19 protein-coding genes are annotated in these 24,016 nt (G+C 61.1%); 15 read left to right on the top strand and 4 right to left on the bottom strand.

All coding sequences use genetic code 11. From position 1 onward, the window contains the following. The first annotated feature begins 14 nt into the window (after nucleotides 1-14). The 13 genes from QRN60_RS04275 to QRN60_RS04335 all read left to right on the top strand — a co-directional run bounded on the left by QRN60_RS04275 (nucleotide 15) and on the right by QRN60_RS04335 (nucleotide 12,306). Nucleotides 15-221: a hypothetical protein gene (locus QRN60_RS04275; RefSeq protein ID WP_060724183.1), complete on the top strand. Its 207-nt coding sequence runs from the start codon at nucleotides 15-17 to the stop codon at nucleotides 219-221. Nucleotides 222-358: 137 nt separating this feature from the next. Continuing rightward, the gene (locus QRN60_RS04280) at nucleotides 359-613 is read left to right on the top strand and encodes a hypothetical protein (protein WP_003497070.1); all 255 of its coding nucleotides are present in this window, start codon (nucleotides 359-361) and stop codon (nucleotides 611-613) included. A 93-nt stretch (nucleotides 614-706) separates the two neighbouring features. Next, nucleotides 707-1,378, top strand: coding sequence for a response regulator transcription factor (locus tag QRN60_RS04285; RefSeq protein WP_003509815.1), 672 nt, complete (start codon nucleotides 707-709; stop codon nucleotides 1,376-1,378). Continuing rightward, the gene (locus QRN60_RS04290; RefSeq protein WP_129564535.1) at nucleotides 1,368-2,768 is read left to right on the top strand and encodes an ATP-binding protein; all 1,401 of its coding nucleotides are present in this window, start codon (nucleotides 1,368-1,370) and stop codon (nucleotides 2,766-2,768) included. The genes QRN60_RS04285 and QRN60_RS04290 overlap by 11 nt, the downstream gene beginning before the upstream one ends. 105 nt (nucleotides 2,769-2,873) lie before the next feature. Further along, on the top strand, nucleotides 2,874-3,302 hold the full coding sequence (locus QRN60_RS04295; protein ID WP_129564676.1) for an RT0821/Lpp0805 family surface protein: 429 nt from the start codon (nucleotides 2,874-2,876) through the stop codon (nucleotides 3,300-3,302). 160 nt (nucleotides 3,303-3,462) lie between these two features. Next, nucleotides 3,463-4,626 (top strand): c-type cytochrome biogenesis protein CcmI, encoded by a 1,164-nt coding sequence (gene ccmI, locus QRN60_RS04300; RefSeq protein WP_162690760.1) that lies wholly within the window; start codon nucleotides 3,463-3,465, stop codon nucleotides 4,624-4,626. After that, the gene (ccmE, locus tag QRN60_RS04305; RefSeq protein ID WP_020809581.1) at nucleotides 4,623-5,135 is read left to right on the top strand and encodes a cytochrome c maturation protein CcmE; all 513 of its coding nucleotides are present in this window, start codon (nucleotides 4,623-4,625) and stop codon (nucleotides 5,133-5,135) included. The genes ccmI and ccmE overlap by 4 nt, the downstream gene beginning before the upstream one ends. Continuing rightward, nucleotides 5,132-7,123, top strand: coding sequence for a heme lyase CcmF/NrfE family subunit (locus QRN60_RS04310; RefSeq protein ID WP_003509804.1), 1,992 nt, complete (start codon nucleotides 5,132-5,134; stop codon nucleotides 7,121-7,123). Before ccmE ends, QRN60_RS04310 begins: the two co-directional genes overlap by 4 nt. After that, nucleotides 7,120-7,587, top strand: coding sequence for a cytochrome c-type biogenesis protein (locus tag QRN60_RS04315; protein ID WP_111792459.1), 468 nt, complete (start codon nucleotides 7,120-7,122; stop codon nucleotides 7,585-7,587). The genes QRN60_RS04310 and QRN60_RS04315 overlap by 4 nt, the downstream gene beginning before the upstream one ends. 156 nt (nucleotides 7,588-7,743) lie before the next feature. Next, a complete protein-coding gene (locus tag QRN60_RS04320; protein ID WP_020809582.1) occupies nucleotides 7,744-9,312 on the top strand; it encodes a Do family serine endopeptidase in 1,569 nt (522 codons plus the stop codon). Nucleotides 9,313-9,517: 205 nt separating this feature from the next. Then, nucleotides 9,518-10,276 carry a response regulator transcription factor gene (locus tag QRN60_RS04325; RefSeq protein ID WP_020009721.1) on the top strand — a complete coding sequence of 253 codons (759 nt, stop codon included), beginning with the start codon at nucleotides 9,518-9,520 and terminating at the stop codon, nucleotides 10,274-10,276. 9 nt (nucleotides 10,277-10,285) lie between these two features. Further along, nucleotides 10,286-11,695: a sensor histidine kinase gene (locus QRN60_RS04330; RefSeq protein WP_112346068.1), complete on the top strand. Its 1,410-nt coding sequence runs from the start codon at nucleotides 10,286-10,288 to the stop codon at nucleotides 11,693-11,695. Between the two features lie 185 nt (nucleotides 11,696-11,880). Then, the gene (locus tag QRN60_RS04335) at nucleotides 11,881-12,306 is read left to right on the top strand and encodes a thiol-disulfide oxidoreductase DCC family protein (protein ID WP_129564534.1); all 426 of its coding nucleotides are present in this window, start codon (nucleotides 11,881-11,883) and stop codon (nucleotides 12,304-12,306) included. Between the two features lie 117 nt (nucleotides 12,307-12,423). On the opposite strand, the gene QRN60_RS04340 is transcribed toward QRN60_RS04335, so the two are convergent. Beyond that, on the bottom strand, nucleotides 12,424-13,287 hold the full coding sequence (locus tag QRN60_RS04340; RefSeq protein ID WP_165000576.1) for a MipA/OmpV family protein: 864 nt from the start codon (nucleotides 13,285-13,287) through the stop codon (nucleotides 12,424-12,426). A 290-nt stretch (nucleotides 13,288-13,577) separates the two neighbouring features. On the opposite strand from QRN60_RS04340, the gene QRN60_RS04345 reads away from it, so the two are divergent. Next, a complete protein-coding gene (locus tag QRN60_RS04345) occupies nucleotides 13,578-16,547 on the top strand; it encodes a bifunctional [glutamine synthetase] adenylyltransferase/[glutamine synthetase]-adenylyl-L-tyrosine phosphorylase (protein ID WP_129564533.1) in 2,970 nt (989 codons plus the stop codon). Between the two features lie 394 nt (nucleotides 16,548-16,941). Here the strand turns inward: QRN60_RS04345 and QRN60_RS04350 are convergent, their stop codons facing one another. The 3 genes from QRN60_RS04350 to pepN form a co-directional block, all read right to left on the bottom strand. Next, the gene (locus tag QRN60_RS04350) at nucleotides 16,942-19,278 is read right to left on the bottom strand and encodes a PAS domain-containing sensor histidine kinase (RefSeq protein ID WP_060723978.1); all 2,337 of its coding nucleotides are present in this window, start codon (nucleotides 19,276-19,278) and stop codon (nucleotides 16,942-16,944) included. Between the two features lie 239 nt (nucleotides 19,279-19,517). Next, the gene (locus QRN60_RS04355; RefSeq protein WP_003509790.1) at nucleotides 19,518-19,838 is read right to left on the bottom strand and encodes a carboxymuconolactone decarboxylase family protein; all 321 of its coding nucleotides are present in this window, start codon (nucleotides 19,836-19,838) and stop codon (nucleotides 19,518-19,520) included. A 135-nt stretch (nucleotides 19,839-19,973) separates the two neighbouring features. Further along, on the bottom strand, nucleotides 19,974-22,622 hold the full coding sequence (gene pepN / locus QRN60_RS04360) for an aminopeptidase N (RefSeq protein ID WP_113076215.1): 2,649 nt from the start codon (nucleotides 22,620-22,622) through the stop codon (nucleotides 19,974-19,976). Between the two features lie 441 nt (nucleotides 22,623-23,063). On the opposite strand from pepN, the gene QRN60_RS04365 reads away from it, so the two are divergent. Continuing rightward, the gene (locus tag QRN60_RS04365; RefSeq protein WP_003509786.1) at nucleotides 23,064-23,999 is read left to right on the top strand and encodes a DMT family transporter; all 936 of its coding nucleotides are present in this window, start codon (nucleotides 23,064-23,066) and stop codon (nucleotides 23,997-23,999) included. Nucleotides 24,000-24,016 lie beyond the last annotated feature (17 nt).

Genomic DNA, 24,016 nt, shown 5'->3' on the forward strand with positions numbered 1-24,016 from the left:
CAAAGGATGAGATTATGGACAGTACCAAAGCGTGGTATCAATCGCGCACGATCTGGGGTGCTCTGGTCGCGGTTTTCGCACCGCTTTTCAGCATTGCCGGCCTTGAGCTGCCCGCCGGTCTGCAAGGCGAACTTGCGGACGAGCTGGTGACGGTTGCGGGCGGAATTGGCGGCCTGATCGCACTTTACGGCCGCCTTTCGGCGACCAGCGCCATTCGCTGACAGCACATGCGAAGACGCCGCTCCCGCGTTACGCCCTTGCGGCGGGGGCGGCATTCATTTGCCATTCAGACGCTTTGCGCTACATATTCGGTCACAATACGGTTCGAGACGCACCCGGTTTTTTGGAAGTTTGTGCAATGGCATCACCTCTCATCATCGCGACGCTTGCAGCCGGGCTTTCCGGTTTCACGGCGCCCGAGGCTGATCTGCAGGGCCATTACATACTGGCAGCGAGCGACTGCGGCGCAGCCGTTGCCCGCGTCGTGCGCGAAACCGGTGGTCAGCTGCTTTCGGTCTATCCTTCCGGCGATGGTCAGTCCTGCGTCGTCACCGTTCTCGTCCAGGGTAATGGCGAGCGCCCGCGCAAGGTGACGATGCGCGTGCCGATGTAGCTTGCCCGCATCGCCGAAATATCGGAAAACAATCCGAAACATTTAGCATGACCGACCCCGCGCGCGGGCCGGGACGGAAGGAAAGGGCTGATAATGCGTATTCTCGTTGTTGAGGACGATGCCAATCTCAATCGGCAGCTGACCGACGCGCTGAAAGAAGCCGGTTATGTTGTCGATCAGGCATTTGACGGCGAGGAAGGGCATTATCTCGGCGATACCGAGCCCTATGACGCGATCGTTCTCGATATCGGCCTGCCGCAGCTGGATGGCATTACCGTCGTCGAAAAATGGCGTGCGGCCGGCAAGGCCATGCCTGTTCTCATCCTCACCGCCCGCGACCGCTGGAGCGACAAGGTCGCCGGCATTGACGCCGGAGCCGATGACTACGTCACCAAGCCTTTCCATGTCGAAGAGGTTCTCGCCCGTGTGCGCGCTCTCATCCGCCGCGCCGCCGGCCATGCCTCCTCCGAACTCGTCTGCGGCCCGGTCCGGCTCGACACCAAATCCTCCAAGGCGACCGTCAACGGTACGACGCTGAAGCTCACCTCGCATGAGTTCCGGCTGTTGTCCTATCTCATGCATCACATGGGCGAGGTCGTGTCGCGCACGGAGCTGGTCGAACATATGTACGATCAGGATTTCGACCGCGATTCCAATACGATCGAGGTATTTGTCGGACGTTTGCGCAAGAAGCTCGGGGTTGATCTGATCGAGACGATCCGTGGTCTCGGTTACCGGATGCAAGCACCGGCAGATGCGAAGTAATTCTCTCACCGCCCGCGTTCTGCTGCTCGCCTCGCTATGGTCGGCGCTGGCGCTGGTGGTGATCGCCGTCGTCATCTCGACGCTTTACCGGCAGGGGGTGGAGCGCAGCTTCACCGATCTTCTCAGGGCGCAGCTTTACAACGTCATCAATTCCGTGACGATTTCCAACGAGAATACGCTGGCCGGCAGCCCGCAGCTTGGCGACCTGCGTTTTTCGCAGCCCGATACCGGCTGGTACTGGGTTGTCGAGCCGCTCGGCAATTTCCAGACCGCGCCGCTGGTTTCCTCGTCGCTCGGCGTCTCCACCTTGCCGGTGCCGAGCATTCTCGATGCGCCCTTCGACAACCGCTATGAGCGCTTTTATGCCGTGACCGACGAGGCCGGCAATCAGGTGCGTGTGGCGGAAACCGAAGTCGTGCTGGATGGCGAGGGGCGTGCCGCGCGTTTCCGCGTTTCCGGCAATCTGAATGTCGTGGAAGACGATGTACGGGATTTCTCCAACAGCCTCTATCTGGCGCTCGCCGTTTTCGGTGTGGGCAGTCTGGTCGTCAATGGTCTCGCCATTCTCTACAGTCTGCGGCCGCTCGATCAGGCTCGCGTCGCGCTTGGCAAGATCAGGGGCGGGGAGGCGGAAAGCCTAGAAGGTGAATTCCCGCGCGAAATCCAGCCGCTGGCCAATGAGGTCAACGCGCTCATCGACAGCAACCGCCGCCTCGTGGAGCGCGCCCGCATGCAGGTGGGCAACCTCGCGCATTCGCTGAAGACGCCGATCGCCGTTCTTCTCAACGAGGCGCGCACGCTGGACCCGCAGCATGGCGATCTGGTGCGGGCGCAGGCCGATGCCATGCAGGCGCAGGTGCAATCCTATCTCTCCCGCGCCCGCATCGCCGCCCAGCGCGGTTCTATCCTCGCCCGCGTGGAAGCGGAACCGGCACTGGAACGGCTGGTGCGCGTCATGCGTCGCCTGAACCCCGACAAGCAGTTTGTCCTGAATTTCGAGCAGGCCGGCGCCGTGCTCGGCATGGAGCAGCAGGATCTGGAGGAGGTTGTCGGCAATCTTCTGGAGAATGCCGTGCGTTTTGCGCAGACGCGCGTGGTCATCACGCTTGCGACCGGCACGCACCCATCGTCCGACGCCGAAATCGCCCGTCGCTCCTGGGTGGAGCTGACTGTCGAGGATGACGGGCCGGGGCTGGAGCCGGGACAGATCAGCGAAGCGATGAAGCGCGGCAGGCGGCTGGACGAGAGCCGGCCGGGCACGGGTCTCGGATTGTCGATCGTTTCCGAGGTGGTGTCAGAGTACCATGGCCGCTTTTCGCTGTCGCGCAGCGCCATCGGCGGCCTTAAAGCCGATCTGATTTTGCCGGGCCTTTCGAAAGAGCTTGCGTGAGGCAAGAAAAAAGGCAAGAAATTCAATGCCGGTATATTAGGTGCAATGCGGTAGGAAAGAGGACAGGGTTTGGTTGACGTGTATGATGGCTGCCGCTCCGTGACAATGCGTTCGCTGGTGTCACGCCCGGCACTTCTCTCGATCCTGTGCGTATCGATGCTGAGCGCCTGCACCACCACAGGCATCCGCCCGGCGGGCGGCGGCCTGTTTGGCCGCTCTGCGCAGCCCTCGACGCCCTTTCTTGCCAATCTGGAAGGCGGCATTGTCGGGCGAAGCGGCGTTGAGCTTGACAGGGGTGACCAGACCAAGGCGCTGGAAGCCGAATATAAGGCGCTGGAAACAGCCCCGGTCGGCACGCCTGTCACCTGGACGGGCGATGACGCCAAGGGCCAGGTGGTCGCCAATGCGCCCTATCAGGTCGGCAATCAGAATTGCCGGCAATATTCGCATACCTTGACGGTCGACGGACGGGAAACCAGGGCGCGCGGTGCAGCCTGCCGCAATGCCGATGGAAGCTGGTCGCCGCTGACGTAACCAGTTTGACGTAAATCAAGGTCACGGGCCTTTTGCGATGACAAGAAGAGGCATAGCGGTGCAGCCGGGAGATGGCCTGCGGTGCGGCGTGATGTCTCAAATTCGCGTCATCCCCGCGCTTCATGTTTCCATGTGCCGCGCATTCGAGTAATTGAGCCTTATGTTCTGGATTGTCGTTGCGATATTGACGGCGGCTGTTGCCATCGTCCTGATGTACCCGCTGATGCGGAAGACCGAGGCGCCCGAGACGCGCCGCGACGGTGAGGTTGCCGTTTATCGCGACCAGCTGGCCGAGCTGGACCGCGAACGCGCCGCCGGCCTGATCGGGCAAACCGAAGCGGATTATGCCCGCGCCGAAATCGGCCGCCGGCTTCTCGCTGCCGCCGAGACGGAAGAGCAGCCCGGCAGAGAGGCGCGTCCGCTGCGGCACAATCTCGCCGCCAGCCTCATCACCATTCTCTTGCCCGCACTCGGCCTCTGTCTTTACATCTGGAACGGCAGTCCGGAGGTGCCGGACATGCCGCTCGAGGCACGTCTTGAAAAGCCCGGTAACGACATGAACCTGCTGGTCGCACGGGCCGAAAGGCATCTGGCGCAGAACCCGGATGACGGCGCGGGCTGGGACATTCTCGCGCCGATCTATTTCAAGACATTGCGGCTTGGCGATGCCGAGCTTGCCTATCGCAATGCGCTTCGTATTCTGGGCCCGAGCGCCGAACGATTGACGGGCCTTGGCGAAACGCTGGTTGCCGGCAATGACGGCATCGTCATAGAGGCCGCGCGCGATGCGTTTGCGCAGGCCGAACAGTTGAAACCCGGCAATCCGCGCGCCCGCTTCTATCTGGCGCTTTCGCTGGAGCAGGCGGGCAAGGCGGAGGAAGCACGCGCGGCCTTTGCAGCGCTGGCGGCCGATGCGCCGGCCGGCGCGCCGTGGCTGCCGCTGGTTCAAGAGCATATCGCCCGCACCGGCGGCGCGGCGAACCCTGCCGCGCCCGGCCCGAACGCTGAGGATATGGCGGCGGCCAACGACATGACGGCTTCCGACCGGCAGGCGATGATCGAAGGCATGGTGTCGAGCCTCGATGCCAAGCTCAAGGAAAACCCCGCCGATTTTGAAGGCTGGATGCGGCTTGTACGCGCCTATTCGGTGCTGAAGAACGAAGCCAAGGCCGGAGAGGCCCTGCGGGCGGGGCTGAAGGCTTTCCCGCCGGAGGGTGAACAGGGCAGGCAGCTTCTGGCGCTGGCGAAGGAGCTGGGCGTTTCCGCCGGGCCGATCCGTACGAACGGGCAACAGGATGCTGCGCCGCAGGGAGTGACGCAATGACCCGCAAACAGAAACGTCTCGCGATCATCGGCGGCGGCATGAGCTTCATCGTTGCAGCCGTGCTGCTCGTCATGTTCGCCTTTGGCCAGTCGATTGCCTATTTTTACATGCCGGCCGATCTGGAGAAGACGCCCGTCAACCCCGGCACCCGCATCCGCCTTGGCGGGCTGGTGGCGGAAGGCTCGATCAAGCGCGGCGAGGGCCGCACGGTGAGCTTTACGGTGACGGATGGCGAGGCCAATGTGCCGGTCAGCTATACCGGCATTCTGCCCGATCTCTTTCGCGAAGGGCAGGGCGTGGTGACCGAAGGCATGTTCGACGCCGCGACCCACGGCTTCGTGGCCGACAGCGTGCTGGCCAAGCACGATGAGAACTACATGCCGAAGGAAGTGGCAGACCGGCTGAAGGACAAGGGCCTGTGGCAACATGGCGGAGAGGGTGAGGAACCCGCCGCCGCGACGCCGTCGGCCAGTGCGACTTCGCCCGACAAGACCGGAGCAACCAAATGATCAACGAGATCGGCCATTACGTTCTGGTGCTGGCGCTTGGGGTGGGGCTGATCGTTTCCACGCTGCCGGTTATCGGCGCGCGCCGCAACGACCGGGCGCTGATGGATGTCGCCTCGCTCGGCTCGGTCATGATGTTCCTGCTCGTTGGTTTTTCCTTTGCGGCGCTGACGCGGGCCTATGCCGTCTCGGATTTTTCCGTGCGCAACGTCTGGGAAAACTCCCATTCGCTGATGCCGATGATCTACAAGCTGACTGGCGTGTGGGGCAACCATGAAGGCTCCATGCTGCTGTGGCTGCTCATTCTGGTGTTTTTCAGCGCGCTCGTCGCCGCCTTCGGCCGCAACCTGCCGGAAACGCTCAAAGCCAATGTTCTTGCGGTGCAGGCATGGATTTCGGTCGCCTTCCTGCTGTTCATCCTGCTCACCTCCAATCCCTTCCTGCGGCTGGAGCCGGTGCCGGCCGAGGGGCAGGACCTCAACCCGATTCTTCAGGATTTCGGCCTCGCGATCCATCCACCGCTGCTTTATCTCGGTTATGTCGGCTTTTCCGTCTGCTTTTCCTTTGCGGTTGCCGCGTTGCTGGAGGGGCGCATCGATGCTGCCTGGGCGCGATGGGTGCGGCCGTGGACACTTGCCGCATGGACCTTCCTGACCGCCGGCATTTCGATGGGTTCCTACTGGGCCTATTATGAACTCGGCTGGGGCGGCTGGTGGTTCTGGGATCCGGTGGAAAACGCCTCCTTCATGCCCTGGCTTGCCGGAACCGCGCTGCTTCATTCGGCGCTTGTCATGGAAAAGCGCGAGGCGCTGAAAATCTGGACCGTACTTCTGGCGATCATGACTTTTTCGCTGTCGCTGCTCGGTACCTTCCTTGTCCGCTCCGGCGTTTTGACCTCCGTGCATGCCTTCGCCACCGATCCGAGCCGCGGTATCTTCATTCTTGGCATTCTGACGGTCTTCATCGGCGGCGCCTTCGCGCTCTTTGCATGGCGCGCTCCCTCGCTGAAGGCCGGGGGGCTGTTTGCGCCGATTTCGCGTGAGGGATCGCTGGTTCTCAACAACCTCATCCTCACGGTGTCCACGGCAACCGTTCTGATCGGCACGCTTTACCCGCTCATTCTCGAAACCTTGACGGGCGAAAAAATCTCGGTCGGCGCGCCTTTCTTCAACCTCACCTTCGGCCTCCTGATGATCCCGATCCTGATCGTCACGCCCTTTGGCCCGATGCTCGCCTGGAAGCGCGGCGATCTGCTCGGCGCATTCCAGCGGCTTTATGTGGCCGCGGCGCTTGCGGCTCTCGCGGGTCTGACGCTCTGGTACATCGAAAATGGCGGTCCGGTGCTGGCCGCACTCGGCATCGCTGCGGGCTTCTGGCTGATCTTCGGGGCGCTTGCCGATCTCTGGTATCGCGCCAATTTCGGCAAGCTGGCCTTCGGCATCGCATTTCGCCGCCTCAAAGGCCTGCCGCGTTCGGCCTTCGGCACGGCGCTGGCGCATATGGGGCTCGGCATCACCGTGCTCGGCATCGTCATCGTCACCACTTTCGAGACGGAAACGGTGCTGGAGATGAAAGAGGGCATGGTGGCGGAGGCGGGCGGCTACAGCCTCACCTTCGACGGTATCCGCCACGCCGTCGGTCCGAATTTCACCGAGGATCGCGGCCATTTCACCATCCGCAAGGCGGGTGTCGAAGTGGCCGATGTGTGGTCCTCCAAGCGGCTCTATACCGCGCGGCGCATGCCGACGACGGAAGCGGGTATCCTGACCTTCGGCCTCAGCCAGCTTTATGTCTCGCTCGGCGATCCCATGACCGATGGCGGCATGGTGGTGCGCATCTGGTGGAAACCCTTCATCCTGTGCATCTGGGGCGGCACGCTGTTCATGATGGCGGGCGGTTTCATCTCGCTCTCGGACAGGCGTTTGCGGGTCGGTGCGCCGAATCGCAAGGCGAAGCCGGTGCGGGCTGCAATGCCGGAGGCGGCGGAATGAGGGAGTTTGTGGTAGCGCTCGGGCTTCTTCTCACCCTCATCTTCGCTGCGGCCTCTCCAGCCTTCGCGTTCAACCCCAACGAAGTCCTCAAAGACCCGGTGCTGGAACAGCGCGCCCGGAACCTGACGTCTCAGCTCCGCTGCATGGTCTGCCAGAACCAGTCGATCGACGACAGCAATGCCGAACTGGCGCGCGATCTGCGGGTCCTGGTGCGCGAGCGGCTGGTTCAAGGCGACAGCGACAAGGCTGTCATTGACTACGTCGTGTCGCGCTACGGCGAGTTCGTGCTCCTGAAACCGCGCCTCAGCCTTCGCACCGTGCTTCTGTGGGGCGCGCCCATTGGTCTCACCCTTGCCGGGATTTTCGCCGTCTTCGTGTTTTCCCGCCGCCGCGCAAGCCAGGAACAGCCACAGAAGCTGAGCGCGGACGAAGAAGAGCGAATCCGCAATCTCATTGAAAAATAACCGGTTTCCATTTCAGTCCCCGGTTCTTTTTCAACATTACGGATTTTTCATTCGTCAGACACTTCGCCGTAAGGTGTCGCCTCCTATATCTTCATCATCCACCGCTTCTCCCCCGGTCAAACGGGGCCTAGTCTGAATGAAGAAAGAAGGTACACCATGTCTCATTCGCAAAACGGCCATTCCTCGCTGAAGACGGCCTCGCTGAAGACGGCTCTGAAGGCCACGACCGTTGGCGGCCTTGCGGCGCTGATGCTTTCCACCGGCATCGCCGCCCCGATCCTCCACTCGTTCGCCGCTCCCGTCGAGGTGAATGCGCCGCAGGTTCCAAGCTTCGCCAACGTGGTCGATGCGGTATCGCCCGCCGTCGTCTCCGTTCGCGTACAGTCGAACGTGCAGCCCGCTTCCGATGACTCCAGCAATTTCTCTTTCAATTTTGGCGGCCGTGGCCTCGACCAGCTGCCTGATGACCATCCGCTGAAGCGCTTCTTCAAGGAATTCGGTGGTCCGAACCAGGATCGCTCCGAACGTGGTCCGAATCGCCACCGTGACGGCAAGGGTCCGCTTCGTCCCGTCGCTCAGGGCTCCGGCTTCTTCATCTCCGAAGACGGTTACATCGTCACCAACAACCATGTCGTCGATGACGGCTCCGCCTATACGATCGTCATGAACGACGGTACCGAACTCGAGGCCAAGCTCGTCGGCCGTGATCCGCGCACCGATCTTGCGCTCCTGAAGGTCGATGTGAACCGCAAGTTCACCTATGTGAAGTTTGCCGATGACAGCAAGATCCGCGTCGGTGACTGGGTCGTCGCCGTCGGTAACCCCTTCGGCCTCGGCGGCACGGTGACATCAGGCATTATTTCGGCCCGCGGCCGCGATATCGGCTCCGGCCCCTATGATGATTACCTGCAGATCGACGCCGCCGTGAACCGTGGCAACTCGGGTGGCCCGGCCTTCAACCTCAATGGCGAAGTGGTCGGCATCAATACCGCCATCTTCTCGCCGTCGGGCGGCAATGTCGGCATCGCCTTCGCCATTCCGGCATCCGTCGCCAAGGACGTGATTGCCGATCTGCAGAAGGACGGCAAGGTCGAACGCGGCTGGCTCGGCGTGCAGATCCAGCCGGTCAGCAAGGATATCGCCGAATCGCTTGGCCTCGCTGAAGCAAGCGGCGCGCTCGTCGTTTCGCCGCAGTCCGGCTCGCCGGGCGACAAGGCCGGCATCAAGCAGGGTGACATCATCACCGCCGTCAATGGCGAGCCCGTCAAGGATGCCCGCGACCTGTCGCGCCGCATCGGTGGCATGGCGCCCAACGCCAAGGTTGAAATCTCGCTGTGGCGCGGTGGCAAGTCGCAGTCGGTCACAGTGACGCTGGGTGATCTTACAAGCGACGACGCCTCCAAGGCGACGCCGACCCAGAACGACGACAAGGGCGACCAGTCTTCCAGCGAGAAGGTGCTGTCCAGCCTCGGCCTGACGGTTTCTCCCGCCGATGACGGCAATGGCCTTGCCATCACCGATGTCGACCCCGACAGCGATGCCGCTGCCCGTGGCCTGAAGACGGGTGAGAAGATCACCTCGGTCAACAACCAGCAGGTCGCTTCCGCCGCCGATATCGAGAAGATTCTCGAGCAGGCCAAGAAGGACGGACGCTCCAAGGCGCTGTTCCAGATCCAGACGGATGATGGCAGCCGCTTCATCGCTCTGGATATCGACCAGGGTTGATACGCTGAAACGCGATGCCGGCTTCTTTTGGGACCCGGCATCGCATCTCGCTCTTGAGACGGGGCGGTTGAGTATGGCAGGGCGCTATGGCCCTTTTCTTCTCCCCGCCGGGGAGAAGAAACAAGCGGCACCCGCCTGATCCATAGGCGATTGTTCCGCCTGGAAGCGCGACGGTGCTTAAGGCCCGATCTTCGGAGGAAATTCCATGGAAAACAAGGTTCAGGAAGTCTCTCCCGCATCTGTTTCCGGTTGTGCGGAAAAGGGCGAGGGCGCTATTGTCCCGCACATGAAGATTCTAGTCATTGAAGACGACCTAGAGGCTGCGGCCTATATGACCAAGGCGTTCCGCGAAGTAGGGATCGTCGCCGATCACGCGAGCGACGGTGAGAGCGGCCTGTTCATGGGCTGCGAGAATGCCTATGACGTGATGGTGATCGACCGCATGCTGCCGCGCCGCGACGGGCTTTCCGTCATCAGCGAGCTGCGCCGCCGCGGTATCGAGACGCCGGTTCTGATCCTTTCCGCGCTGGGGCAGGTGGATGACCGCGTGACCGGCCTGCGCGCCGGCGGCGATGATTATCTGCCGAAGCCTTACGCCTTTTCCGAATTGCTCGCCCGCATCGAGGTGCTGGGCCGCCGCAAGGGCAAGCCCGAGCAGGACATGATCTACCGGGTCGGCGATCTCGAACTCGACCGGCTGTCACATGATGTGCGCCGCAACGGCAAGGAAATCCTGCTGCAGCCGCGCGAATTCCGCCTGCTGGAATATCTGATGAAGAATGCCGGCCAGGTGGTGACCCGCACCATGCTTCTCGAAAATGTCTGGGACTATCACTTCGATCCGCAGACCAATGTCATCGACGTGCATGTTTCCCGCCTGCGCTCGAAGATCGAGAAGGACTTCGAGAAGCCGCTTCTGAAGACCATCCGCGGCGCCGGTTACATGATGAAGGACGAGGGCTGATTGGCGAAGATGGCCCGCCTCAGAATAGTGTTCCGGTCGACGGCGGTGCGCCTTTCGGCGCTCTATATCCTGCTGTTCGCGCTCTGCGCCGCCTTCCTCGTCTTTTATGTCACCGCCCTTTCCGAAAGGCTGCTGAACCAGCAGACGCGTGATGCGGTGCTGCAGGAAGTCTCGGATGTGCAGCGGATATATAATCGCGGCGGCATCAACCCGCTTCTCAGGATGATGGAGCGCCGCGCCCGCCAGCCGGGTGCGAGCCTTTATGTCATCGCCGGGCCGAATGGTGAAATCCTTGCCGGCAACGTTGCCTCCGTTCAGCCCGGTGTCTTCGACAAGGAGGGCTGGACGGGCTTCCCGTTCCGCTACGAGCGTTATTCCGAAAGCGGCGACAGCGTGCAGCATCTCGCCACCGCCAATATCTTCATGCTGGACAACGGCCTGCGCATCCTGATCGGCCGCGATCTCGGCGAGCCGACCAAGTTCCGGGCGCTGGTGCGCAATGCGCTGATGGTGGCGCTCGCCATCATGGGCGGCGGCGCGCTGCTCATCTGGTTCGGTATCGGCCGCAATGCGTTGAAACGCATCGACCGCATGTCTGCGGCGACCAAGAAGATCATGGCCGGCGACCTTTCCCAGCGTCTGCCGCAGGGCCGATCCGGCGATGAATTCGACCGCCTGTCCGGCTCGCTGAACGCCATGCTCGGCCGCATCGAGAAGCTGAATGAAGGCCTGCGGCAGGTCTCCGACAATATCGCCCACGACCTGAAGACGCCGCTGACGCGGCTGCGCAACAAGGCGGCCGCCGCCCTTGACGACAATGACGAGACGAAACGGCGCGCGGCCCTTGAAGGCATCATCGCCGAGTCAGACCAGCTTATCCGCACCTTCAACGCGCTCTTGATGATTTCCCGCGTCGAGGCCGGTTCGATCGCCGCGGAAATGACCGATGTCGACGTCTCGGCGATTGCCGCCGACAGCGCCGAACTTTACGAGCCTGTAGCCGAGGATGCCGGGCTTGCTCTGGAAGCCGAAATAGAGGCTGACCTTTCGGTAAAGGGCAACCGCGAACTGATCGGCCAGGCGCTCTCCAACCTCATCGACAACGCCATGAAATATGCCTGCGAGGGCGAAGGTGACAAGAAACTCGTCGTCCGTCTGGCAAGAGAGCCGGAGGCCATCGTGCTCTCTGTCGCCGATAGCGGTCCCGGCGTTCCCGCCGACAAGCGCGGCGAGGTGTTGAAACGTTTCGTCAGGCTGGATGAAAGCCGCTCCAAACCGGGAACCGGGCTCGGCCTGTCGCTGGTGGAGGCCGTCATGGAACTGCATGGCGGATCGCTGGTGCTATCGGACACGGATGCCTCGAATGCTGCCTGCCCGGGGCTGACGGTTTCGATGGTGTTTCCCATCCCCAAGGCGTAAGCATCGTTGACTGATGGTGCCAGTGGGTTTCCGCACCGGTGAGTTTCGGCGAATGAGCGGGATTTTTCGGGAAATGACTGTTTTTCAAGATTATATTGAAAGATAATCTGGAGAATGGTTCGGTTGATTGACGCAATGGCTCTGTTCGGAAATCGCGTGCGATGGACGAAAGGATGTGGTGACGGGTGGCAGCTACGGTTCCCTTGGCCGACGACGGGCATGGCCCGATCATTCTGTTCGATGCGGAATGTGTCTTGTGTTCCGTGAATGCGCAATTCGTGCTGCGGCATGACAGGGCCGGATATTTCCGTCTGGCCTCCATGCAGAGCGAGATCGGTGCTGAAATTTACCGTCGTTACGATATGGACCCGAAAGATCCCGTCAGCATGCTGGTCGTGGATGACGGCAGGGTGCGGCAGGACAGCGATGCTGTTCTGAGCATATATGAGGCGCTGGGCATGCCCTGGCGGCTGGTTACCGTATTGCGCATCATTCCCGCATTTCTGCGCGATCCCGTTTATCGCTTTGTCGCCCGCAATCGCTACCGCTGGTTCGGAAAGCATGAAGAGTGCTGGGTGGTGCCGCCGGAATACAGCGACAGGATTCTTTGAACATGGCGGCCCAGTGAAACGCCTTGCGGCGTTTCACTGGATGAGGAGGCGTGAGGGCAGGGACGCCTTTCCTCATGGGGACGGGCGGGGGATGGACGTGTATTTCTCCCGCGCGGCTTAGAACGTGTAGGCCACGCCGATCATGGCGAAGGGCTGGATATCCTTTTTCACCACCGGGCTGTCCCTGGCGTCGCCCAGCAGGAAGCCGACGCCGCCGGTGCCGGTGATCATCCAGTTCTCCGTCATGAGATATGAAACCGAGGCGCTGGCGTCGATGCGCTTGAAGCCTGCCTTGGCGTCATAACGTCGCAGGCCGGAGCGGGCGGATTGGGCAGACGTGACACCGAAATAGGATTTCATGTGGTTGTCATCCGCCCAGGTGGCGGAGAGATCCGCACCGAAGATGAACTGGTCGACTTTGTGCGAGACGCTTGCGCCGACAGTGGCGGTCAGGCCTTCGCTGCCGCCGATGGTCTTGTCCACCTTGGCGTAGATTTCAAAGGGGTCGACGCCATAGGCGATGACGCCGCCGATCACGCCGCCGGCCTTGATGTCGCCCAGCCCGCGAAGGTTCTTCTTGTCATCCTTTTCCTTGCGGCCCGCTTCCCAGCCACCCTTGACGCCAAGCCGGAAGCCGTTCTGGTTCAGAAGATTGACGGTAACGCCGCTGAAATCGATGCTCAGCGTTTCCCCATACTGGACGGAAACCAGCGGGACGGCGCCCACTTCCAGCTTGTCCGAACCTTCATATTTCGGGGCATAGGCCGCACCTGCGCCGAGCGTGATCTTCCACTCGCTGGAACTGCTGTAGCGGGCATTGTCGAAATTGCCCTGCGGATCGGCCAACCTGTCCGATTTGCCGATATCGGCGGCGAAGGCCGGTGTGCAGATCGCCTGCGCGGCGGGCAGCGTCGTCAGGCAAAGGGCCATCGCGCGCAGGTTCTTTTGCCATTTCACTGTAAAAATCTGTTTCATGATCATATCCGTTGCAGCATCGAGCGTTGGAAAACCGGGGAGTCGGGTTTCGTTGAGGATGACGCTACGCGGGCACAATTGCGGAGACATTACGCGGTGCGGCGCTTTGGAAAACATCGCCACCGGCGGTTTTCTGATCGCAAAGCGGCCCGCATTTGTTACAACGCCACATGCATGCGCCGGGAGGCTTCGCAAAAGGTGCGGCGGCAGGGACGTTTAGGATGCGGTGCATCCGGTCCTGAAAGCCGGGCACGGTCGAAGAGCGGCGAGGGATAGTCGGAAGAGGGAGAGAGACAGTGACGAAACGGGAAACCGCCGAAAGGCGGCTGAGCGAGGTTCTGCCGGGGATGATCCGCCCCTATACGCAGACGGAACTGAAATCCGTTCTTTCGACGCTGAAGGATATCGGCAAGGGCGAGCCGGCGGTGGCCGCGCTGCTTGCCGGGGAAAGCGCGCTCAAAGACTTTATCGCTGCGGCTTTCACGCTGTCTCCCTATCTGCGCGACATGGCGTCGGCGGATGAAGGGCTTTTGTCGCTGGCGATTTCGAAACCGCTTGAGCCGTTGCTGACCGGTCTCGTCCGCGAGGCGCGCGATTGCTGGAAGCCCGGGAACGAGGGCGGTATACCGAGCGAAAACGAGGTGATGTCGCGGCTGAGAGTAGCCAAGCGGCGGCTCTCTTTCATCGCCGCACTCGCCGATCTCGCCCGCATCTTCACCGCGCGCGATACGACCCGCTGGCTGAGCGACATGGCGGATGCATCGCTCTCCGCCGCCATCGATCACCTGCTGCTGTCGGCCCATGAGAGCGGCAAGCTGAAACTGAAGGATGTCGCAGCCCCCAGCGAAGGATCGGGCCTCATCGTGCTCGGCATGGGCAAGCTCGGTGCGCGCGAACTCAACTATTCCTCCGACATCGACGCCGTGGTGTTCTTCGAACCCTCAGCCGGCATCATGGACGATCCCTATGATGCGACGGAGAATTTCGGACGCATGATGCGCCGTCTGGTGCGCATCATGCAGGAGCGCACCGCCGATGGTTATGTCTTCCGCACCGATCTCCGGCTGCGGCCCGACCCCGGCTCGACGCCGCTCGCCATTCCCGTGGAAGCGGCGCTGCTTTATTACGAGGGCAGGGGGCAGAACTGGGAACGCGCCGCCTATATCAAGGCGCGGCCGGTGGCCGGCGACATGAAGGCGGGCGAGAACTTCCTGCGCGAGCTGACGCCTTTCATCTTCCGCAAATATCTCGATTACGCGGCGATTGCCGATATCCACTCCATCAAGCGGCAGATCCACGCCCATAAGGGCCATGGCGCGATTGCGGTGAAGGGTCATAATGTCAAGCTCGGGCGCGGCGGCATCCGCGAGATCGAGTTCTTCGCCCAGACGCAGCAGCTGATCGCTGGCGGCCGCATGCCGGCGCTACGTGTACGGGCAACGCAGGAGGCGCTTGCCGCACTGACCGAGGCGAAATGGATCGACGCAGAAACGCGCGACAGCCTGACCGACGCCTACTGGTTCCTGCGTGAGGTGGAGCATCGCATCCAGATGGTGCGCGATGAACAGACCCATGTGTTGCCCGACACCGAAGCCGAATTGAAGCGCATTGCCTTCATGCTCGGCTTTGACGACACCAAGGCTTTTTCGGAAAAGCTGGAAGAAGTGCTGCGGCTGGTGGAGCGGCGTTATTCCGCGCTGTTTGAGCAGGAAACGAAACTCTCCGGCGAGGCTGGCAATCTGGTCTTCACCGGCCAGAAGGACGATCCTGATACGCTGAAAACACTCTCCGCCCTCGGCTTCGAGCGGCCGGAGGATATCTCCCGCGTCATCCGCACCTGGCACAATGGCCGTTACCGGGCCACCCAATCGGTCGAGGCGCGCGAGCGGTTGACGGAGCTGACGCCGGACCTGCTGCGCGCCTTCGGTGAAAGCAAGCGGGCGGATGAGGCGCTCCTGCGTTTCGATAATTTCCTTTCCGGCCTGCCGGCCGGCATCCAGCTGTTTTCGCTGCTCGGCAACAATCCGGCGCTGCTCGACCTGCTGGTGACCATCATGTCATCAGCACCGCGCCTTGCCGAAATCATCGCCGCCCGCCCGCATGTCTTTGACGGCATGCTGGACCCGGCGCTGATGAGCGACATCCCGACACGCGATTATCTCGCCCACCGCATGGGCAATTTCCTCTCCAACGCCCGCCATTACGAGGATATTCTCGACCGGCTGCGCATCTTTGCCGCCGAACAGCGCTTCCTGATCGGTGTCAGGCTTCTGACCGGCGCAATCCGCGGCGAAGTCGCCGCCCGCGCTTTCACCCACCTGGCCGATCTGGTGATCGAGGCGGCGCTGAATGCGGTTCTGGCGGAGATGGAAGCGGCGCATGGGCTCTATCCCGGTGGCCGTGTCGCCGTCATGGGCATGGGCAAGCTTGGCTCCTTCGAGCTGACGGCTGGTTCGGATGTCGATCTCATCCTGCTTTACGATTATGACGATGCCGCCCATGAATCCACCGGTGCAAAGCCGCTCGATGTGGTGCGCTATTTCACTCGCGTTACCCAACGGCTGATTGCTGCCTTATCGGCCCCGACGGCGGAAGGCGTGCTTTACGAGGTCGACATGAGGCTTCGCCCTTCCGGCAACAAGGGGCCGGTGGCGACGCGCATCTCCGCTTTCGAGAAATACCAGCGCGAGGAAGCCTGGACCTGGGAACACATGGCGCTCTACCGCGCCCGCCTGATCTGCGGCGATGCCTCGCTGATGGAAGATGCGCGCCGCATCATCGCTTCCATCCTTTCGCAAAAGCGCGATGCGGCCAAGGTTTCCGTCGACGTGCTGGACATGCGCAACCTCATCGAGCAGGAAAAACCGCCGGAAAACAACTGGGACTTCAAGCTCATCAACGGTGGCCTGATCGACCTCGAATTCATCGCCCAATATCTGGCGCTGGTTGGGCCGGTGAAAGGGCTTGCTGCGCACGAACCGGGTCGCAATACGGCCGAGGCGTTTCAGGCGCTCGCCGCGCCTGTCATGGAGCCGCAGGCTTTCGATGACTGCATGGCGGCAATGGGGCTTTATACCGAAATCTCGCAGATCGTGCGGCTGTGCATTGATGGGACGTTCAATCCGAAAGAGGCGCCGGCGGGCCTGATCGACCTCGTGTGCCGGGCGGGGGATTGCCCGGATATCTCAACGCTTGAGGGAGAGGTGAAGCGGCTGGCGAAAGCAGTGCGCAAGGCGTTTGTGGCGGTGGTGAAGAATGGTAATTAGTGAATCGGATCATCGAAAGAAGAAGCTGAGCATGAAGGTGTATTTCTATATACTACCTGCAATATTATTGTTCTTTTTTTCACCTCTTATTTTAAATATATCGGCGGATATCATTGCATACGCGTATGGATGCCAAATCCATCTCGACGAGATTAAGTGTTCCGCAGGAGACGCCTCCGTCCCCATTGTAGCTGCTTTTGCACTAGATATCTGCTTATTGGCACTGCGATTGTTGTTCTTTGTGCCCCTGATCGCGGCGATGTTTTTCTTCATCTGGCTATTGCTAATATTGCGATATGCCCTGCTAAGAATTGAGACCAAAAGTAAATGATGGAAGAGCCAATTTCCCTATAATTTAGGCCTTTGTCGGTTGGGCGCGAACATCGTCCAACGCTCAATGCACCGTCCCACACCCCCCCGCCGTATGCGGAATAATGATCGTCACCACCGTGCCGCGACCCTCACATGAGCGTATCTTCATCGTCCCGCCATGCAGCTTCACCAGTGAGCGGGAAATCGCCAGCCCAAGCCCGGAACCGCCCTGGCTCTTGGCATATTGGCTCTGCACCTGCTCGAAAGGCTGGCCGATCTTGTTGAGCGCCTGCGCGGGGATGCCGATGCCGGTATCGGCGATGGTGAGGATCATCGCGGCCTCATGCACATGGGTGCGCAGCGCGATGCGGCCGCCGTCGCCGGTGAATTTGACCGCGTTGGAGAGCAGGTTGAGCATGATCTGCTTCATGGCGCGGCGGTCGCCCTGCATGGTCAGCCCGGCGCAGACCTTCTGCTGCACGGTGATGTTCTTCTGCTGGGCCTGAATGGCGGTCAGCCGCAGCGTCTCCTCGATCAGCGGCGCAAGATCGATCGTCTCGCGGTTGATGCGCATATGGCCCGCTTCAATCTTCGACATGTCGAGAATATCGTTGATGACGTTGAGCAGGTGTTTGCCGCTGTCATGGATATCGCGGGCATATTCGGAATATTTCGGCGAGCCGACCGGCCCGAACATCTCGTTTTGCAAGATTTCGGAAAAGCCGAGGATGGCGTTGAGCGGCGTGCGCAGCTCGTGGCTCATATTGGCGAGGAATTCGGATTTCGCCCGGTTGGCGGCCTGCGCACGCTCTTTTTCGGCGAGATAATTGGCGTTGGCGTCGGAAAGTTCCGTCTTCTGCCGTTCCAGCTTGTGCTGCGAGGCGGAGAGATCGCCGATCGTTGCCATCAGCCGGCGTTCGGAATCGCGCAGCCGTTCCTGATGGCGCTTCAGAAGGGTGATATCGGTGCCGACGGAGACGAGGCCGCCGTCACGGGTGCGGCGCTCGTTGATCTGCAGCCAGCGGTCATCGGCAAGCTGCACTTCCATGGTGCGCGACAGGCCGGATTGGTCCGGATCGGCAACGCGGCGTTCAACCACGGGCCGGGCGGCTGCGGCATGAACCGTGCTTTTTTCCGTGCCGGCCACCAGCACGCTGTCAGGCAGGCCATAGGCCTTCTGGTAATGGGTGTTGCACATCACGAGGCGATCGTTCTTGTCCCACAGCACGAAGGCTTCCGAGGTGGATTCGATGGCGTCGGCAAGGCGCTGGTCCGCCTCGGCATAACGTTGGGCGAGGCGGTGCTGTTCGGTGACATCCATGGCGATGCCGATGACGCGCGGGCCGTTATTGGTGCGGATGACCTGGGCGCGGGCGCGCAGCCAGACATAATGACCCTTGGAATGGCGCATGCGGAAAATCTGGTCGATCTGGCGCAGGTTGCCGCAGCCGACGGCGCGGGCAAGCTCGTAGAGATTGCCGTCTTCAGAATGCATCATGCGGGCCGCATCGGAAAAGGAGAGCGGTGCTGCCTTCGGCGGAAGCCCAAGAATTTCGTAAAGCGAACCGGACCAGAACATGCGACGGCTGGAAAGATCGAAATCCCAGAGGCCGCAGCGCCCGCGTGACAGCGCCGTTTCCACCCGCAGGTTGGATTCGGCGAAGATGTCGTCGGCGTCGCGGGCGCGCTTCACCTGCATATAATAGGCGTAGAGCACGACGAGCAGGATGGAGGAGATGCCGGCGAACAGCGTCACGTTCATGGCGATTTCGCTACGCCAGAAGGAGCGGATCGGCTGCAGCGAGCGCGCCGCGATCACCATGGCGCCATCATCACCGAAGGGGATCATCGTCGCATAATGCTGCTGGCCATCGATGTTGGTCTCGATGGTGCCGGGCGAGCCGGGGAAACGCTGCACGATGGCGATTTCGGGAAGCAGGGCGGGCAGCGAGGTGCCGATATAAAGCATCGCCTCCTTGCCGGCGCCCGCGAAGATGCGGCCATTGCTGCCTGACAGCAGTACCATGGTGCCATCGGCAAGGCTGCCCGACGGCAATGCGGCGACAAGGCTCGCCTCGGCGCGGGTCCGGTCCTGCCCGGTGAAAACGATACCGTTGTTAATAAGGGCCGCTTTCGCCGTCAGCGCCGTCAGCGCAGTGGAGTGGCGGGCGGCCTCTTCCATGCGGCTGTATTCGGCAACGATGCCAAGCATGCGCGAGGCAGCGACAACAACGAGGAAGGCGAGAATGAGAATGGGGATCAGACGTTTCAGCAGGGTTTCGACCTGCGGCGCCGGGCGGTCGGAGCCATTCATCAAACCCATCAGGTCGCTGGAAAGCCTTTCGCCCCAGGCCGCAAGATCAGAAAATTTGGCATACGGCCGCTCATCGCCCGCAGTCGCCCGCCGCACGTTCGTCATTGTCCCGCCTTTTAGATGTCCCCAGTGATTCGAAGCGCCGCCGCTCGAATATCTCTAATGAATCAAATGCGATTCGCCGTGTCCAGAGGCAAAAGTTAAAAGAATTTTAACCCCTTGAACCGACTCCGTATTTTTTCGGGACAATCTGTTGCCGCTTCGGGAAAAGCGGGATTCATGAAGAAAAACAGTGAGCCGGCACTTCAATTCCGGCGGTTTCGAGATGCCGCGTGGAACGGGTTTCAGCCTCCATCGAAGGCATCGAGAGCAGGGCCAAGAGCGCTGATCACGCCATTGCCGGCGGCGGGAAGACCGGTCAGCACCGCGCTGATGATATCCTCCCGGCTGGCGCCGTGCGCCTTGGCTTCCGTTACATGAAAAGCGATGCCGCTTTCCAGACGCAGGGCGGCCAGAATACCGATATAGATCAGGCTCTGCGTCTTCACATCGAGTGTGGAGGCCGCGCCCAGGCCCTGCACGGCTTGAAGCCATGCTGCCTTGTGAGCCGGGGCGTCGGTCATGAAGCGTTGAAACGAGGCGCTGGTTCTGGACATGTCCGTCATCTGAAGTTCCCATCTGATCCCGAGCCAACGTCGGCCCTTCGCACACAAAGATGCTGCGCAATGCGCGACGCCGCCTTGATGGAAATCAAGACGGCGTCGCGGCATGGATCAGAATGGTGAAGCTTCGGCCGACGATCAGCCCTTGAGGATACGCCCGACGATGTCGCTTACATCCGTCGACAGGTCCTTCGCCTCGGCAATGGTTGAAAGCGCGGCTTTCGCATGTTCGGCACGGCTTGCCTCCAGCGATCGCCAGGAGCGCATGGAGGTCAAAATGCGGGCGGCCAGCTGCGGATTGCGCTTGTCGATGGCGATGATCTGTTCCGCAAGGAAACGATAGGCCGCGCCATCGGCTCGGTGGAAGCCGGTGGGGTTGGAGAAGGCAAGCGTGCCGACCAGCGAGCGCACCCGGTTCGGATTGGTGGCGATGAAATGTTTCGATTTCATCAGCCCCTTGATACGCTCCAGCGCGCCTTCGCCCGGAATGGCTGCCTGCAGCGAGAACCATTTGTCGAGAACGAGTGCATTGTCGGCAAAGCGTTTTTCGAAGGCGGCAAGCGCTTCCTTTGTTTCCGTGCTTTCCGGGAAACGCTGGGTCAGGACACTGAGCGCATGGGCGAGATCGGTCATATTGGTGGCGTCGGCAAAGGCCTTCGCCGCCCGCTCCGGTGTTCCCTCGGCAAAGGCGAGGAAGCTCAGGGCGCCATTGCGCAGTGAACGGCGTCCGGCGCTGTCGGCGTCGGGGCTGTAAGCCTCGACATCGGCAGCACTATCGGCAAGCCGCCGCAGCGTTTCTAGGCCGGACGTGGCAATCGCCTTGATCGTGGCATTGCGCGCCTTGTGGATGGCATCGGGATCGGTGTTGCCGCCGAGTTCGCGGGCGATATCCGTTTCGCTCGGCAAGGCCAGCGCCTGCGCCCGGAATGCCGGCTCAAGCGCGTCGTTGCCGATGATTTCGATGAGCGTGGCGGAGAGAGCCGCATCCGTCTGTGTTTCTTCGCCCTTCTGCACCGCCTTGGTGGCGGCAATCAGCGCCGGCAGGGCGAGATCGGTCAGCGCCTGGAAACGGGCGAACATGTCAGTCTCATGCCGGGCGATCTGCACCAGATCGGCCGCATTCTGCTCGAAATCCAGATTGATCGGTGCCGAGAAGCTGCGGTTGATAGACAGCACCGGCCTCGACGAGATGCCGGTAAAGGAGAAGGTCTGGTTGCGTTCGGTCAGATGCAGCACGCCATTGCGATACTCGCCGCCTTCGACGGCCTGCGGTTCGGCGATCTGGCCATTGTCGAGGATCAGCGCCAGCGACAGCGGAATATGGCGCGGCTGCTTCACCGGCTGGCCGGGCGTCGGCGCCACGGTCTGTTCCAGCGTCAGTCTGAAGGTGGCATTGCCCGCATCATAAGCCGATGAGACGGAGACGAGCGGTGTGCCCGCTTCCGTGTACCAGAGCGAAAATTGCGAGAGGTCGCGGCCGCTCGCATCGGCGAAGCTCTTGACGAAATCCTCGACGGTTGCGGCTTCGCCGTCATGGCGCTCGAAATAGAGGTCCATGCCCTTCTTGAAATCATCAGCGCCGAGGATCGTGGCGATCATCCTCGTGACTTCGGCACCTTTTTCATAAACGGTCGTTGTGTAGAAATTGTTGATTTCGCGATAGGTATCCGGGCGCGGTGGGTGCGCCAGCGGGCCGGAATCCTCGGGAAACTGCTCCGATTTCAGGTGGCGCACATCGGCGATGCGCTTGACCGGCCGCGAGCGCATGTCGGCGGAAAATTCCTGATCGCGATAGACCGTCAGGCCTTCTTTCAGGCAGAGCTGGAACCAGTCGCGGCAGGTAATGCGGTTGCCCGTCCAGTTGTGGAAATATTCATGGGCGATGATACGCTCGATATTGGCGTAGTCAGCATCGGAGGCGGTTTCCGGGTCGGCCAGTACGAATTTGTCGTTGAAGACGTTGAGACCCTTGTTCTCCATCGCGCCCATGTTGAAGTCGGACACGGCGACGATCATGAAGATATCGAGGTCGTATTCGCGGCCGAAGCGCTCTTCGTCCCATGTCATGGAACGCTTCAGCGCATCCATGGCGTAGGCCGCGCGCGGCTCCTTGCCGTGCTCGACATAAATCTTCAACGCCACCTCGCGGCCGGACATGGTGGTGAAGGTATCTTCCACCACGCCGAGATCGCCGGCGACAAGCGCGAAGAGATAGCTGGGTTTCGGATGCGGATCGAACCAGGCTGCGAAGTGACGGCCTTCATCGTAATTGCCGCCGCCGAGGAAATTGCCGTTCGAGAGCAGCAGCGGATTGCCTTCCTTCGCCGCGATGATCGTCACCGTATAGGGCGCCAGAACATCCGGCCGGTCGGGGAAATAGGTGATACGGCGGAAACCTTCCGCCTCGCATTGCGTGCAATAAACGCCATTGGTGCGGTAAAGCCCCATCAGCTGCGTATTGATCTGCGGATTGATGTAATTGGTGACGCAGATCTCGAAGGGAGATTCGGTCGGCAAATCGCGGATGGTCAGGCTGTCGGGCGTCGCCTCATATTGGCCGGCGGGAAGCTCCACCTGGTCGAGCAGCAGGCCGGAGAGCTTCAGCTCGTCGCCATCGAGAACGAGCGGCGCCTGCCGCTCAGCGCCTTCGCGCCGGTGAAAGATCAAACGGGCTTCGACCTTGGTATTCTTGGGGTCGAGTTCGAAGGTGAGATCCACCCGCTCCAGAACGAAATCGGTGGGGCGGTAATCTGCCAGGTGAACGATCTGGCCCGTGTCTGTTCGCATGACTGTCCCTGAATAACTTGGCGTGGTCTTCCCGGCATCATGTCGCCATAAGTCCCGGATGTAAAATGGGTAGAGTATTCGTCACGTTCATGTGCGCGTCGGAGGACGTTCTGTCCCGCGATGGAAAGCTTTGCCGGCCATGCAGACAATCCTCCCGCCGCCGGACCCGTGGACCATGGCAGCAAATGTTGAACGATTGCTGAAATTATATTTTATTTTCTTCAAATTTTAGCACGCGTCGCTTTTCGTCTGCGATCGTTCCCTGAGCCCATGATAACGAACCCCAGCCAGATCAACGGAATTCATGAGTGAATAACATTTTTTGTTGTAAAGCCCCGGAAGAATGCTCTAGCCTTGGGACATCCACTTCCCCTGCGTCGTCCTCTCCCGCATGAAAATCTCCCGATGGCGTGTTTGCGCAGCCGATATGAGTAACTGCCAATGAACGCCGAACCGATGAATCCCTTTCGCGGGATTAGCATGAAGCTGATTTCGGTCGGCTTTTTTCTTGTCATGCAGACCTGCATCAAGGCCGCAGGTGACGTGCCGGCCGGCCAGATCACCTTCTTCCGTTCCGCCTTCGCCATCATCCCGATCGTCGTTTATCTCGCCTGGCTGCATGCGCTGGCGAGCGCGCTGCACACCAACAATCTCCTCGGCCATTTCAAGCGCGGTTTTCTGGGCATCCTCTCGATGGCCTGCGGTTTTTATGGGCTGACCATGCTGCCGCTGCCGGAATTCATCGCCATCGGTTATGCCTCGCCGCTTCTCGCCGTCGTTTTCGCCGCCTTCATCCTGCATGAAAAGGTGCGCATCTATCGCTGGAGTGCGGTGTTTGTCGGCATGATGGGCGTGCTGGTGATTCTGTGGCCGAAGATGACGCTTCTGAGTGAGGGCGGCTTTGCCGCGGGTGAGGGGCTTGGGGCCATTGCCGTGCTATGCGGCGCGGCGCTGGGCGGGCTCGCCATGATCCAGGTGCGGCAGCTGGTGGAGACGGAAAAGACGCCCACCATCGTGCTCTATTTTTCACTCACCGCCACTTTGTTATCGCTCATCAGCGTGCCCTTCGGCTGGAATTCGCTGAGCCTGACGCAGGCGATGCTCTTGATCACCAGCGGCATCTGCGGCGGCGTCGCGCAAATCTTCCTGACGGAGAGTTACCGCCATGCCGAAGTCTCCGTTATCGCGCCCTTCGAATACAGCTCCATCGTCTTCGGCATCGCGGTGTCCTACATTCTGTTCGGTGATATTCCGACGGTGACGATGCTGATCGGTACGGCGATCGTGATCCTCGCCGGTATCTTCATCATTTTCCGCGAGCATCAGCTGGGATTGGCGAGACGGGCGGCGCGCAAGGCTTCGACGCCGCAGGGGTGAGGGATGTTTCCTCGGCC

It is taken from the genome of Agrobacterium sp. CFBP2214, from assembly GCF_030209895.1.
Lineage (GTDB): Bacteria > Pseudomonadota > Alphaproteobacteria > Rhizobiales > Rhizobiaceae > Agrobacterium > Agrobacterium radiobacter.